13 protein-coding genes are annotated in these 14783 nt (G+C 59.8%); 10 read left to right on the top strand and 3 right to left on the bottom strand.

The features are described from left to right. The first annotated feature begins 1 nt into the window (after position 1). The 10 genes from nuoE to nuoN all read left to right on the top strand — a co-directional run bounded on the left by nuoE (position 2) and on the right by nuoN (position 11982). Positions 2–499 (top strand): NADH-quinone oxidoreductase subunit NuoE, encoded by a 498-nt coding sequence (nuoE, locus tag CES87_RS23250; RefSeq protein WP_128607933.1) that lies wholly within the window; start codon positions 2–4, stop codon positions 497–499. Then, a complete protein-coding gene (gene nuoF, locus CES87_RS23245) occupies positions 496–1851 on the top strand; it encodes an NADH-quinone oxidoreductase subunit NuoF (protein ID WP_128607932.1) in 1356 nt (451 codons plus the stop codon). The genes nuoE and nuoF overlap by 4 nt, the downstream gene beginning before the upstream one ends. Before the next feature lie 137 nt (positions 1852–1988). Further along, a complete protein-coding gene (gene nuoG, locus CES87_RS23240; protein WP_128607931.1) occupies positions 1989–4703 on the top strand; it encodes an NADH-quinone oxidoreductase subunit NuoG in 2715 nt (904 codons plus the stop codon). After that, the gene (gene nuoH / locus CES87_RS23235; protein ID WP_128607930.1) at positions 4700–5707 is read left to right on the top strand and encodes an NADH-quinone oxidoreductase subunit NuoH; all 1008 of its coding nucleotides are present in this window, start codon (positions 4700–4702) and stop codon (positions 5705–5707) included. Before nuoG ends, nuoH begins: the two co-directional genes overlap by 4 nt. A 12-nt stretch (positions 5708–5719) precedes the next feature. After that, positions 5720–6265 (top strand): NADH-quinone oxidoreductase subunit NuoI, encoded by a 546-nt coding sequence (gene nuoI, locus CES87_RS23230; RefSeq protein WP_218196376.1) that lies wholly within the window; start codon positions 5720–5722, stop codon positions 6263–6265. 9 nt (positions 6266–6274) lie between these two features. Next, positions 6275–6778 carry an NADH-quinone oxidoreductase subunit J gene (nuoJ, locus tag CES87_RS23225; RefSeq protein WP_128607928.1) on the top strand — a complete coding sequence of 168 codons (504 nt, stop codon included), beginning with the start codon at positions 6275–6277 and terminating at the stop codon, positions 6776–6778. A gap of 2 nt (positions 6779–6780) precedes the next feature. Then, entirely contained in the window at positions 6781–7089 is a 309-nt protein-coding gene (nuoK, locus tag CES87_RS23220) for an NADH-quinone oxidoreductase subunit NuoK (protein ID WP_007946416.1), read from the top strand. After that, positions 7086–8939, top strand: a complete 1854-nt coding sequence (gene nuoL, locus CES87_RS23215; protein ID WP_128607927.1) for an NADH-quinone oxidoreductase subunit L — start codon at positions 7086–7088, stop codon at positions 8937–8939. The genes nuoK and nuoL overlap by 4 nt, the downstream gene beginning before the upstream one ends. 39 nt (positions 8940–8978) lie before the next feature. Continuing rightward, positions 8979–10511, top strand: a complete 1533-nt coding sequence (gene nuoM / locus CES87_RS23210) for an NADH-quinone oxidoreductase subunit M (protein WP_128607926.1) — start codon at positions 8979–8981, stop codon at positions 10509–10511. Positions 10512–10518: 7 nt separating this feature from the next. After that, on the top strand, positions 10519–11982 hold the full coding sequence (gene nuoN / locus CES87_RS23205; RefSeq protein ID WP_128607925.1) for an NADH-quinone oxidoreductase subunit NuoN: 1464 nt from the start codon (positions 10519–10521) through the stop codon (positions 11980–11982). A 96-nt stretch (positions 11983–12078) separates the two neighbouring features. On the opposite strand, the gene CES87_RS23200 is transcribed toward nuoN, so the two are convergent. From CES87_RS23200 to CES87_RS23190, 3 genes are all read right to left on the bottom strand, one after another. After that, entirely contained in the window at positions 12079–12468 is a 390-nt protein-coding gene (locus CES87_RS23200; protein WP_128607924.1) for a hypothetical protein, read from the bottom strand. After that, entirely contained in the window at positions 12465–13877 is a 1413-nt protein-coding gene (locus tag CES87_RS23195; protein WP_128607923.1) for a PAAR domain-containing protein, read from the bottom strand. The genes CES87_RS23200 and CES87_RS23195 overlap by 4 nt, the downstream gene beginning before the upstream one ends. 163 nt (positions 13878–14040) lie before the next feature. Next, the gene (locus CES87_RS23190) at positions 14041–14370 is read right to left on the bottom strand and encodes a hypothetical protein (protein ID WP_256591057.1); all 330 of its coding nucleotides are present in this window, start codon (positions 14368–14370) and stop codon (positions 14041–14043) included. Between the last annotated feature and the right edge of the window lie 413 nt (positions 14371–14783).

Genomic DNA, 14783 nt, shown 5'->3' with positions numbered 1-14783 from the left:
CATGAACAGCACGCTTATCCAGACAGACCGTTTCACTTTGAGTGAAACCGAGCGCTCGGCCATCGAGCACGAGCTGCATCACTACGAAGACCCGCGCGCGGCGTCGATCGAAGCCCTGAAGATCGTCCAGAAGGAACGTGGCTGGGTGCCAGACGGCGCCCTTTACGCCATCGGCGAGATGCTGGGCATCCCGGCCAGTGACGTTGAAGGCGTGGCGACTTTCTATAGCCAGATCTTCCGTCAACCGGTCGGCCGTCACATCATTCGCGTCTGCGACAGCATGGTCTGCTACATCGGCGGCCATGAGTCCGTGGTCAGCGAAATCCAGAGCAAGCTGGGCATCGGCCTGGGTCAGACCACCAACGATGGTCGTTTCACCCTGCTGCCGGTCTGCTGCCTCGGCAACTGCGACAAGGCGCCGGCGTTGATGATCGACGACGACACTTTCGGTGATGTGCAGCCTGCCGGCGTTGCCAAATTGCTCGAGGGCTACGTATGACCCTGACTTCCTTCGGTCCTGCCAACCGCATCAAGCGGTCGGCCGAGACTCACCCGCTCACTTGGCGTCTGCGTGACGACGGCGAAGCCGTATGGCTCGACGAGTACCAGGCCAAGAACGGTTACGCCGCTGCGCGCAAGGCCTTCGCCGACATGGCTCAGGACGATATCGTCCAGACCGTGAAAGACGCAGGCCTTAAAGGTCGCGGCGGTGCAGGCTTCCCCACTGGCGTGAAGTGGGGCCTGATGCCCAAAGACGAATCCATCAACATCCGCTACCTGCTGTGTAACGCGGATGAAATGGAGCCGAACACCTGGAAAGACCGCATGTTGATGGAGCAACTGCCCCATCTGCTGATCGAAGGCATGCTGATCAGTGCCCGCGCACTGAAAACCTACCGTGGCTACATCTTCCTGCGTGGCGAGTACACCACCGCCGCCAAGCACCTGAACCGTGCCGTGGAAGAAGCCAAGGCAGCGGGACTTTTGGGCAAGAACATCCTGGGCAGCGGCTTCGATTTCGAGCTGTTCGTCCACACCGGCGCCGGGCGTTACATCTGCGGTGAAGAAACCGCACTGATCAACTCCCTCGAAGGCCGCCGCGCCAACCCGCGCTCCAAGCCGCCCTTCCCTGCCGCCGTTGGCGTGTGGGGCAAGCCGACTTGCGTGAACAACGTTGAAACCCTGTGCAACGTGCCGGCGATCATTGCCGATGGCGTGGACTGGTACAAATCGTTGGCCCGTGAAGGCAGTGAAGACATGGGCACCAAGCTCATGGGCTTCTCCGGCAAGGTCAAGAATCCGGGCCTGTGGGAATTGCCGTTCGGCGTCACCGGTCGCGAGCTGTTCGAAGACTACGCCGGCGGCATGCGCGACGGTTACAAGCTCAAGGCCTGGCAGCCTGGCGGCGCCGGTACCGGTTTCCTGTTGCCGGAACACCTGGACGCACAAATGTACGCTGGCGGCATCGCCAAAGTGGGCACCCGTATGGGTACCGGCCTGGCCATGGCGGTGGACGACAGCGTCAACATGGTGTCCCTGCTGCGCAACATGGAGCAGTTCTTCGCCCGCGAATCCTGCGGCTTCTGCACCCCTTGCCGCGATGGCCTGCCATGGAGCGTCAAGCTCTTGATGGCCATCGAGAACGGTGAAGGGCAAGCCGGCGACATCGAGACCCTGTTGGGTCTGGTCGGTTTCCTCGGCCCAGGCAAGACCTTCTGTGCTCACGCACCGGGTGCCGTGGAGCCGTTGGGCAGCGCAATCAAATACTTCCGCCATGAGTTCGAAGCCGGCATCGCGCCTACCAGCGCTGCCGTCCCGCCTCTGGCAAGGCCGATCGTAGTCGGCGCGTAAACGCTTAAAAAAGGCGAAGGGTCCGTGCCCTTCGCTTTTCGTGCGATGACGCCTTTACCGGCTGTTTTGATTCGCGCGGATAACAAGATTCCATTAGCCACGCCCGCTGACACCGGGCCAACGAAGAACTTTGAACCATGGCCACTATCCACGTAGACGGCAAAGCGCTCGAAGTCGACGGGGCAGACAACCTGTTACAGGCATGTCTGTCGCTAGGCCTCGATATTCCGTACTTCTGCTGGCACCCAGCCCTAGGCAGCGTTGGCGCTTGCCGCCAGTGCGCGGTCAAGCAGTACACAGACGAAAACGACACCCGTGGTCGCATCGTCATGTCCTGCATGACCCCTGCCACTGATGGCACCTGGATCTCCATCGACGATGAAGAATCCAAGGCCTTCCGCGCCAGCGTTGTTGAATGGCTGATGACCAACCACCCTCACGACTGCCCGGTCTGTGAAGAGGGCGGTCACTGCCACCTGCAAGACATGACGGTAATGACCGGCCACAACGAGCGCCGTTACCGCTTCACCAAGCGTACCCACCAGAACCAGCAACTGGGCCCGTTCATTTCCCACGAAATGAACCGCTGCATCGCTTGCTACCGCTGCGTGCGCTTCTATAAGGACTACGCCGGCGGCACCGATCTCGGCGTATTCGGCGCCCACGACAACGTGTACTTCGGTCGCGTTGAAGACGGCACCCTGGAAAGCGAGTTCTCCGGCAACCTCACCGAGGTCTGCCCGACCGGCGTGTTCACCGACAAGACTCACTCCGAGCGCTACAACCGTAAATGGGACATGCAATTCTCGCCGAGCATCTGCCATGGCTGCTCCAGCGGTTGCAACATTTCCCCGGGTGAGCGTTACGGCGAACTGCGTCGTATCGAAAACCGTTTCAACGGTTCGGTAAACCAGTACTTCCTGTGCGACCGCGGCCGTTTCGGTTATGGCTACGTCAACCGCGAAGACCGTCCACGTCAGCCGCTGCTGGCCAATGGCGCCAAGCTGAGCCTCGACGAAGCGCTGGATAAAGCTGCCGACCTGCTGCGCGGTCGCAACATCGTCGGTATCGGTTCGCCACGCGCCAGCCTCGAAAGCAACTACGCGCTGCGCGAACTGGTCGGCGCCGAGCACTTCTACTCCGGTATCGAAGCCGGGGAGCTTGCACGCATTCGTCTGGTACTGCAGGTGCTCAAAGACAGCCCGCTGCCTGTGCCAAACATGCGCGACGTCGAAGACCACGACGCCGTGTTCGTCCTCGGTGAAGACCTGACCCAGACTGCTGCGCGTATGGCCCTGGCCCTGCGCCAGTCGGTCAAAGGTAAAGCCGAAGACATGGCCGACGCCATGCGCGTCCAGCCTTGGCTCGACGCCGCGGTGAAGAACATCGGTCAGCACGCGCTGAACCCGCTGTTCATCGCCAGCCTGGCTGAAACCAAGCTCGACGACATCGCCGAAGAATGCGTTCACGCAGCTCCCGACGATCTGGCCCGCATCGGTTTCGCTGTGGCTCACGCTCTCGACGCCAGCGCGCCTGCCGTTGAAGGCCTGGACGCCGAAGCCCTCGAGCTGGCCAAGCGCATTGCCGACGCCCTGCTCGCTGCCAAGCGCCCACTGATCATCGCCGGTACGTCCCTGGGCTCCAAGGCGCTGATTGAGGCTGCTGCCAACATTGCAAAAGCCCTGAAGCTGCGCGAGAAGAACGGTTCCATCAGCCTGATCGTGCCAGAGGCCAACAGCCTCGGCCTGGCCATGCTCGGTGGCGAATCGGTCGACGCCGCGCTGCAAGCAGTGATCGACGGCCGTGCCGACGCCATCGTCGTACTGGAAAACGATCTGTACACCCGTACCGACAAAGCTCGTGTCGATGCTGCCCTGAACGCCGCGAAAGTACTGATCGTCGCTGACCATCAGAAGACTGCCACCAGCGATCGCGCGCACCTGGTTCTGCCAGCCGCCAGCTTCGCTGAAGGCGACGGTACGCTGGTCAGCCAGGAAGGCCGCGCCCAGCGCTTCTTCCAGGTCTTCGATCCGAAGTACATGGATGCGAGCATCCTGGTTCACGAAGGCTGGCGCTGGCTGCATGCCTTGCGCGCGACCCTGCTGAACCAGCCGATCGACTGGACCCAGCTGGATCACGTCACCGCTGCCGTTGCTTCGAGCACACCGCTGCTCAATCGCATCGTCGATGCCGCACCGTCCGCCGCGTTCCGCATCAAGGGCATGAAACTGGCCCGTGAACCGCTGCGCTACTCTGGTCGTACCGCCATGCGCGCCGACATCAGCGTGCACGAACCGCGTACCCCGCAGGACAAGGACACCGCGTTCGCCTTCTCGATGGAAGGTTACTCGGGCTCCACCGAACCGCGTCAGCAAGTGCCATTCGCCTGGTCTCCAGGCTGGAACTCACCGCAAGCCTGGAACAAGTTCCAGGACGAAGTCGGTGGTCACATTCGTGCTGGCGACCCGGGCACCCGCCTGATCGAAAGCACCGGTGACTCGCTGAACTGGTTTGCCAGTGTTCCGCGCGCGTTCAACCCGGCTCAAGGCACCTGGCAGGTTGTGCCGTTCTTCCACCTGTTCGGCAGCGAAGAGAACTCTTCGAAAGCCGCTCCGGTTCAAGAACGCATTCCGGCCGCCTACGTCGCACTGGCCAAATCCGAAGCTGACCGCCTGGGTGTCAACGACGGCGCGATGCTGAGCTTGAACGTGGCCGGCCAGACCCTGCGTCTGCCGCTGCGCATCAATGAAGCGCTGGGCGCCGGTCTAGTGGCATTGCCTGCGGGCATCGCCGGCATTCCGCCAGCGATCTTTGGCAAATCCGTTGACGGTCTGCAGGAGGCAGCTCAATGACCTTGTTCACTCCTGAAGTGATCGACATCATCATCGCGGTCCTCAAGGCCGTGGTGATTCTGCTCGCCGTGGTGGTCTGCGGCGCCCTGCTCAGCTGGGTCGAGCGTCGTCTGCTCGCCCTCTGGCAGGACCGTTACGGTCCGAACCGCGTCGGTCCGTTCGGTGCGTTCCAGATCGCTGCCGACATGATCAAGATGTTCTTCAAGGAAGACTGGACCCCGCCGTTCGCCGACAAGGTGATCTTCACCCTGGCACCGGTAGTCGCCATGAGCGCCTTGCTGATTGCCTTCGCGATCATCCCGATCACCCCGACCTGGGGCGTGGCGGATCTGAACATCGGCATCCTGTTCTTCTTTGCCATGGCCGGCCTGTCGGTCTACGCGGTGCTGTTCGCCGGTTGGTCGAGTAACAACAAGTTCGCCCTGTTGGGCAGCTTGCGGGCCTCGGCACAAACCGTGTCGTACGAAGTGTTCATGGGCCTGTCGCTGATGGGCATCGTGATCCAGGTTGGCTCGTTCAACATGCGCGACATCGTCGACTATCAGGCTCAGCACCTGTGGTTCGTCATTCCGCAGATCTTCGGCTTCCTGACCTTCTTCATCGCCGGCGTGGCCGTGACTCACCGTCACCCGTTCGACCAGCCGGAAGCGGAACAGGAACTGGCCGACGGTTACCACATTGAATACGCCGGCATGAAATGGGGCATGTTCTTCGTCGGTGAGTACATCGGCATCGTGTTGATTTCGGCGCTGCTGGTGACCTTGTTCTTCGGTGGCTGGCACGGTCCGTTCGGCATTCTGCCGCAGATCCCGTTCATCTGGTTCGCGCTGAAAACCGCGTTCTTCATCATGTTCTTCATCCTGTTGCGCGCCTCGATTCCGCGCCCACGGTATGACCAAGTGATGGATTTCAGCTGGAAGTTCTGCCTGCCGCTGACCCTCGTCAACATGCTGGTGACCGCTGCGATCGTGTTGCTCAACACGCCCGCCGTCGCGGCTCAGTGAGGATAGAGAATCATGAAGTACATTTTTGACATCGTGCATGGCTTCTTCACCCAGCTTCGCAGCCTGGTGATGATTTTTAGCCACGCCTTCCGCAAGCGCGACACGCTGCAGTACCCGGAAGAACCGGTCTACCTGCCGCCGCGCTACCGTGGGCGTATTGTCCTGACCCGCGACCCCGACGGCGAAGAGCGTTGTGTAGCCTGCAACCTGTGCGCCGTGGCTTGCCCGGTCGGTTGCATCTCGCTACAGAAAGCCGAAACCGACGACGGTCGCTGGTATCCGGAGTTCTTCCGCATCAACTTCTCGCGCTGCATCTTTTGCGGCCTCTGCGAGGAAGCCTGCCCGACCACCGCGATCCAGCTGACACCGGATTTCGAGATGGCCGAGTTCAAACGTCAGGACCTGGTTTACGAGAAAGAAGATCTGCTGATCTCCGGCCCCGGCAAAAACCCTGATTACAACTTCTATCGTGTTGCAGGTATGGCGATTGCCGGTAAGCCGAAAGGCTCCGCGCAGAATGAAGCCGAACCGATCAACGTGAAGAGCTTGCTGCCTTAAGGAAGAAAGATGGAATTCGCTTTCTATTTCGCATCGGGTATCGCTGTTGTATCCACGCTTCGCGTGATCACCAACACCAACCCTGTGCACGCCCTGCTCTACCTGATCATTTCGCTGATTGCCGTGGCGATGACGTTCTTCGCCCTCGGCGCGCCGTTTGCCGGTGTACTGGAAGTGATCGCCTACGCTGGCGCCATCATGGTGCTGTTCGTGTTCGTGGTGATGATGCTGAACCTGGGGCCTGCCTCGGTTCAGCAAGAGCGCGTCTGGCTCAAGCCCGGTATCTGGGGCGGCCCGGTCGCCCTCGCAGCCTTGCTGCTGGTGGAACTGCTGTATGTGCTGTTCTCCCACCAGACCGGTCAGGCCATCGGCCACACCACCGTAGACGCCAAGGCCGTGGGCATCAGCCTGTTCGGTCCTTATCTGCTGGTGGTTGAACTCGCCTCGATGCTGCTGCTCGCCGCAGCCGTCACGGCGTTCCACTTGGGCCGCAACGAAGCCAAGGAGCAATGACGATGCCTGCTATCCCTATGGAGCATGGTCTGGCGGTCGCCGGCATCCTGTTCTGCCTCGGTCTGGTCGGCCTGATGGTCCGCCGCAACATTCTTTTCGTGCTGATGAGCCTGGAGGTCATGATGAATGCCTCCGCTTTGGCGTTCATTGTTGCCGGTAGCCGCTGGGCGCAGCCGGATGGACAGATCATGTTCATCCTGGTGATCAGCCTGGCAGCCGCCGAGGCCAGTATTGGCCTGGCGATTCTGTTGCAGCTGTACCGCCGCTTCCACACTCTCGATATCGACGCTGCCAGCGAGATGCGCGGATGAATCTTCTCTATCTGACTTTCGTATTCCCTCTCATTGGTTTCCTGCTGCTGTCGTTCTCCCGTGGACGCCTCTCGGAAAACCTTTCGGCGCTGATCGGCGTCGGCTCCATCGGCTTGTCTGCCATCGTCACGGCCTACGTGATCTGGCAATTCAACGTCGCGCCACCTGAAGGCGGTCACTACACCCAAGTGTTGTGGCAGTGGATGGCGGTGGAAGGCTTTAAGCCGAACTTCGCGCTGTACCTGGATGGTCTGTCCCTGACCATGCTCGGTGTGGTCGTCGGCGTTGGCTTCCTGATCCACCTGTTCGCGTCCTGGTACATGCGCGGTGAAGCCGGTTACTCGCGTTTCTTCGCCTACACCAACCTGTTTATCGCCAGCATGCTGTTCCTGGTGCTGGGCGATAACCTGTTGTTCCTGTACTTCGGTTGGGAAGGCGTGGGCTTGTGCTCGTACCTGTTGATCGGTTTCTACTACAGCAACCGCAACAACGGTAACGCCGCACTCAAAGCCTTCATCGTGACCCGCATCGGCGACGTGTTCATGGCCATCGGCCTGTTCATCCTGTTCGCCCAACTGGGTACCCTGAACGTCCAGGAACTGCTGGTGCTGGCACCGCAGAAATTCCAGGCGGGCAACATTTGGATGGTCCTGGCCACCCTGATGCTGCTGGGTGGCGCTGTCGGTAAATCCGCGCAACTGCCGCTGCAAACCTGGCTGGCGGATGCGATGGCCGGTCCTACCCCGGTTTCGGCACTGATCCACGCCGCAACCATGGTGACCGCCGGTGTCTACCTGATCGCCCGTACCCACGGTCTGTTCGCCCTCGCGCCGGATATCCTGCATCTAGTAGGCATCGTCGGTGGCGTGACCCTGGTCCTGGCAGGTTTTGCAGCCCTGGTTCAGACCGACATCAAACGTATCCTCGCCTACTCGACCATGAGCCAGATCGGCTACATGTTCCTGGCCCTGGGCGTGGGCGCCTGGGATGGCGCGATCTTCCACCTGATGACCCACGCCTTCTTCAAGGCCTTGCTGTTCCTTGCATCCGGTGCGGTGATCGTTGCCTGCCACCACGAGCAGAACATCTTCAAGATGGGCGGCCTGTGGAAGAAATTGCCTCTGGCCTACGCCAGCTTCATCGTCGGCGGTGCGGCCCTGGCGGCCCTGCCACTGGTGACCGCAGGCTTCTACTCCAAGGACGAAATCCTCTGGGAAGCGTTCGCCAGCGGCAACCACGGTCTGCTCTACGCAGGTCTGGTCGGCGCGTTCATGACTTCGCTGTACACCTTCCGCCTGATCTTCATCACGTTCCATGGTGAAGCGAAGACCGAAGCCCACGCCGGTCACGGCATCGCTCACTGGCTGCCACTGTCGGTGCTGATCGTATTGTCCACCGCCATTGGCGCGATGATCGTTCCGCCGCTGCACGGTGTACTGCCGGAAAGCGTCGGCCATGCCGGTGGCGAAGCCAAGCACAGTCTGGAAATCGCTTCGGGCGCCATCGCCCTGTCCGGTATCCTGCTGGCCGCGCTGCTGTTCCTCGGCAAGCGTCGCTTCGTGACCGCCATCGCCAACAGCGGTATCGGCCGCTTCCTGTCGGCCTGGTGGTTCGCTGCCTGGGGCTTCGACTGGATCTACGACAAACTGTTCGTCAAGCCTTACCTGGCGATCAGCCACATCCTGCGCAAAGACCCGCTCGACCAGACCATCGGTCTGATCCCGCGCATGGCCAAGGGTGGTCACACCGCCCTGAGCCGTACCGAGACCGGTCAACTGCGTTGGTATGCCGCCTCGATGGCTGCTGGTGCCGTGCTGGTAATCGGCGCCGTCGTGCTGGTAGCGGTCTGATATGAACCTTGCGAACTTGCGAAAGGAATTGAGCCCGTCATGATTCTGCCTTGGCTAATCCTGATCCCCTTCATCGGCGGCCTGCTGTGCTGGATGGGTGAGCGCTTCGGCGCCACCCTCCCCCGCTGGATTGCGCTGATCACCATGTCCCTGCTGCTCGCTCTCGGCCTCTGGCTGTGGGCCCACGGCGACTATTCGTTGGCACCAAAACCTGGCGCCGATCCGACTTGGGTGCTTGAGTTCAAGCACATCTGGATCCAGCGTTTCGGCATCAGCGTGCACTTGGCCCTCGACGGCCTGTCGCTGTTGATGATCATGCTGACCGGTTTGCTGGGTGTCCTCTCGGTACTCTGCTCGTGGAAAGAGATTCAACGTCACGTTGGCTTCTTCCACCTGAACCTGATGTGGATCCTGGGCGGCGTTGTCGGCGTGTTCCTCGCCCTCGACCTGTTCATGTTCTTCTTCTTCTGGGAAATGATGCTGGTGCCGATGTACTTCCTCATCGCGCTCTGGGGTCACAGTTCTTCGGACGGCAAGAAAACCCGGATCTATGCGGCGACCAAGTTCTTCATCTTCACTCAGGCTTCCGGCCTGATCATGCTGGTGGCGATCCTGGGTCTGGTACTGGTCAACTTCAACGACACCGGCGTGATTACCTTCAACTACGCCGACCTGTTGAAAACCAAGATGTCGATGACCACCGAGTACATCCTGATGCTCGGCTTCTTCATTGCCTTCGCAGTGAAACTGCCAGTTGTACCGTTCCACTCCTGGTTGCCTGACGCTCACGCCCAGGCACCGACCGCAGGTTCCGTCGACCTCGCCGGTATCTTGCTGAAGACTGCTGCATACGGCCTGCTGCGTTTCGCCCTGCCGCTGTTCCCGAATGCGTCGGCCGAGTTCGCGCCGTTTGCCATGACCCTGGGTTTGATCGGGATCTTCTACGGTGCGTTCCTGGCGTTCGCGCAAACCGACATCAAGCGTCTGATTGCCTTCTCGTCCGTTTCCCACATGGGCTTCGTACTGATCGGCATCTACTCCGGCAGCCAACTGGCGTTGCAGGGCGCGATAATGCAGATGCTGGCGCACGGTCTGTCGGCCGCGGCACTCTTTATCCTGAGTGGCCAGCTGTACGAACGCACCCACACCCGCGACATGCGTGAAATGGGAGGCCTGTGGTCGAAGATCGCTTACCTGCCGGCACTCAGCCTGTTTTTCGCAGCCGCGTCCCTGGGCCTGCCGGTTACCGGCAACTTCGTCGGCGAGTTCCTGATCCTGATCGGCACCTTCCCGATCGCCCCATGGGTCACCATCATCGCGACGTCCGGCCTGGTGTTCGGTTCGGTCTACTCGCTGATCATGATCCACCGTGCCTACTTCGGCCCGTCCAAATCGGACGCGGTGCTGCATGGCATGGATGGTCGCGAACTGATCATGGTGGTCGGTCTGGCAGCGCTGCTGATTTTCATCGGCGTCTACCCGCAACCGTTCCTCGATACCTCTGCCGCGACGATGCATGGCGTGCAGCAGTGGTTCGGCACCGCCTTCACTCAACTCGCTTCGGCCCGGTAAGAGCGCTATGGAATTCACACTTCAACACTTTATTGCGCTTGGGCCACTGTTGATCACCAGCGCCACGATCATCGTGGTGATGTTGGCTATCGCCTGGCGCCGCAACCACTCCCAGACCTTCCTGCTGTCGGTGGCGGGTCTGAACCTGGCATTGCTGTCGATCCTGCCGGCTTTGAAAGTCGCGCCACTGGCTGTGACGCCATTGCTGCAGATCGATAGCTTCGCGTGCCTGTACATGGCGCTGATCCTGATCGCTACCCTCGCCTGTGTGACCCTCGCCCACGCCTATCTCGGCGATGGCGGTACGGGTTACCCGGGCAACCGTGAAGAACTGTACCTGCTGATCCTGATGGCCGCCGCCGGTGGCCTGGTGCTGGTCAGCGCGCAACACTTGGCCGGCTTGTTCATCGGTCTGGAGCTGCTTTCGGTACCGGTCTACGGTCTGGTGGCTTACGCCTTCTTCAACAAGCGTTCGCTCGAAGCCGGTATCAAGTACATGGTGCTGTCGGCTGCCGGTTCCGCATTCCTGTTGTTCGGTATGGCCCTGCTCTACGCCGACTCCGGCTCCCTGAGTTTCACCGGTATCGGCCAGGCCCTGGCGGCCACCGGCCTGCCGAGCTCGCTGGCTCAGTTGGGCCTGGGCATGATGCTGATCGGTCTGGCATTCAAGTTGTCGCTGGTACCGTTCCACCTCTGGACCCCAGACGTTTACGAAGGTGCTCCGGCGCCGGTTGCAGCGTTCCTGGCGACCGCTTCCAAAGTGGCTGTGTTCGCGGTAATGGTGCGTCTGTTCCAGATCTCGCCAGCGGCGAGCAGCGGTGTACTGAGCGACGTGCTGACCATCATTGCCATCGCGTCGATCCTGTTCGGTAACCTGCTGGCACTGACCCAGAGCAACCTCAAGCGTCTGCTGGGTTACTCGTCCATCGCCCACTTCGGTTACCTGCTGATCGCCCTGGTGGCGAGCAAGGGTCTGGCCGTGGAAGCCATCGGCGTGTACCTGGTCACCTACGTGATCACCAGCCTGGGCGCATTCGGCGTGATCACCCTGATGTCTTCGCCGTACAAAGGCCGTGATGCGGACGCCCTGTACGAATACCGCGGCCTGTTCTGGCGCCGTCCGTACCTGACCGCCGTACTGACCGTGATGATGCTGTCCCTGGCCGGTATCCCGCTGACCGCGGGCTTCATCGGCAAGTTCTACATCATCGCCACCGGTGTCGAGTCGCACCAATGGTGGCTGGTCGGTTCCCTGGTACTGGGCAGCGCCATCGGCGTGTTCTACTACCTGCGCGTGATGGTCACCCTGTACTTGATCGAACCGAACCTGCGTCGCCACGATGCGCAACTGCACTGGGAACAGAAGGCAGGCGGCGTAATGCTGCTGGCCATCGCCCTGGTGGCGTTCTTCCTCGGTGTGTATCCGCAGCCGCTGCTGAACCTGGTTCAGCAATCGGGGTTGGCGGGTTGATCGCTTAGCGATACTCGGTAAAAACAGAAACGGCACCTTCGGGTGCCGTTTTTGCGTTTGGTGCTTCAATGACAACCTGGAAATTCGGCTATCGAGTTATCTGAGTTTTAGTAACACGTATGTAATCCCCATCCAAACCACAGTAATGATCATCATCGTTACATAAATGACTAAAAGACGTTTCAGACGAGGAGGAAAGTTTTCGATATCCGCGGAATCCAATCTGCCATAGCGGATGTCCGCTTTCGGCCACACCACTATTCCGGCGATTACAGTGATCAGTACAAAGCCTCCGAACCAGCCCCGACCCCGCCATGCGGGGCCCCACAAGTAGACGAAGCGGCTACTTTTCAAGGCTTCCATCATGGCGTCCAGGTGACGGCGGCTTAGATACAAGCTGTATACGAGGTTCACAGCCCCCAACGGAATTGGGCCACCAATAACAATGATTGCAACCCAAGCAGACCAGTAATCGACACTAATCATGGCTGTCTAGCTTCAAAAAATTTCTCTCCTATAAATTCGCCTCCCCTACCAACGGCATCTGCCCCCGCCCATGAACCAGCTCCAACCAGCGCCGCAAAGCAAATTACGCCTCCTACCGCCGTGCTAGCACCTAGTGCCAAGCAAACGGGACGACCAACCCAAGGAAGAACTGCTCCGCCCATTATTCCCCCCATTGTGGATCCGGCAAATCTCCCTCCTTCGGTGAATTTAACCTTCTCGCAAGCCGCCCCAGAGTCACCAACACAAACCTCCTGAACAGCCAGCAACGAAGAAACCCCGCCAATCCCGATACCGATGTACCCCCCTGCACTCATGTACTTGGCAGCCCGGCTGATTGCATTCACATGAGTGGCATAACCCGGTATCTGCCCCGGCGCACCCGCCTTGTCCCAGTGGTGCACCAGACTACGACTGGAAATGCCAAGCGCCGTTTTCAGCTTGGGATGATCGCCCAACGTAGTCTGGCTACGCAGGCGAGTGGAGTTCAGCAAGTGGGCATCGAGCTGCGCGAGCAGGCGTTGGCGGTCGGCAAAGAACTGCGGTGATCTGAGATGGCCGTGTTGACGGTAGCTGTCTTGATGCAAACGTTCCATCGCTTGCAGGGTGTCGCGCAGACTGGCCAAGTGTTTCTCCATCATCGCCGCGCTGACGCCGAGCCAAGTGGAGGTCTGGCCGGTGAAACTGGCGATTTCCGCCGCGTGGCGGTACATGAACTCGGCTTCATCCGGCGTTAGAGGATCGAGGGCAGCCTTGACCTGCTGCGCAGCCTGCATCAGTTGCGCTTCCTGATAGGTGCAGGAGCTGTTGTTCGGATCGCCCAACACGATCATCGAGCCCGCCTTGACGTCGCCAAGGCCTGGGTTCACCGCTTGAAACTTGCGCATTACCGCCGCATCGCGGGTGCCAAAAAGCGCAGTTTCCAGCGCTCCGCGAGATATGCTTTTAGGCACGACATAGAAGCCGGGCTCCTCAGCCAGCGCACTGCCGAATACCGGTGATACTGGATGGCTCGCCGGAGCGAAACCGGATTGCCCACTCGCCACCGAACGGCTGCTTACCACCGGCTCGGCTGTTGGAGCCGCTCGCCTGGCCACTGGCGGTGCGGACATTTCGGTACGGTAACCGGCGGAAAATACCGACGGAATCAATTCCGCTTTGCAGGGGCAACCACTACGGCTATCCAACGTACCCGCCACGGCTCTACCGTTACTGGTCATATACGCAATGCCACCGACGATCCTGTATGTCTTACCGTCCTTGCCACAGGTGACCCGATCACCCTCATAGGCACGGGCGACGCCATGGATGATGGCGTGGATATCGCCATCGAGGACTTTGCCACCGCAGGCGGTCTCGTCATCCTTGCCAATGAAATAGCCCTTGGTCATGGGATTTCTTCTCCCTCGGTAGAGGGTAGAAAATCGTCTGACATCGAGTCACCCTCGCGCACGACGAACAAGCCAATGTCTTGTGGCGTATTGATGATTTCGTCGCCATTGCTGAGACGGCTGCCAACCAGTGCCAGGTAACTGTTCCCTTCCCCGGCAGTGGTTACGATCTGCGCCGTTCTGCCATCGGTATAAGTGACGACATGCCTTTCTGTGCCGCACGCACTTTCCGACCGCAATCCAACGTGAATTCCAACAGCGACGTCCCCTGCTGGATTACCCCGCCATCACGGGTCTGGCTACCTTCGGTTGCGAAGCGATAAATGGCGCAAGGGCGATGCGCCTCTACGTAAGCGCGCTGTTGAAGAACGATCGTCCGAGCTTCTTCGTTAAATTGCGCGAGTTCTTCCTCGGTGAACGGCGAAATGTCCAGGCTGCTGAGAACTTCCGGAGATAGTTCGTTGGTGTACGAGGTGTGCAGAGGTGCATTCATTTACAACTTCCTTATTGTCATCGATTTGATTTGCCTTCCCTCTCGTCGCGGCAGAAGCGCGAAGTAGAGAGGGTATTGGGCGACGACAAATAAGACGGCGGGACGCTTGCTGGCAGCAATCCCGCTGGAACAACCAAAAAGAACGAATAAGAAAGTTCCTAAAAGCAAACAACCCATTTCCTACAGCAGTAGTTCCAAAAGGTAGTTTTTTGCACAGAAGATGCCCACTGAAAGAAGCTTAAACGCGTCTGTTTAATAGCCACGAAAATTACTTCTCGAAAGCTACAACACCTTGCGTCGTTACCTACGGGTACGACAGAATCCGCCGGCTTGTGCGCCGTGAGCCCTGGTTCTATCGTTTCCGTGCCGCTGAAAATCAGCGGTCGGGCTTGGAAACCCGATGGGTAAACGAC

This window comes from Pseudomonas sp. ERMR1:02, assembly GCF_002277815.1.
In the GTDB taxonomy this organism is placed as follows: Bacteria; Pseudomonadota; Gammaproteobacteria; order Pseudomonadales; family Pseudomonadaceae; genus Aquipseudomonas.
The sequence above is the reverse complement of the archived record's forward strand: the minus strand, read 5'-3'. Positions and strand labels throughout refer to the sequence as shown.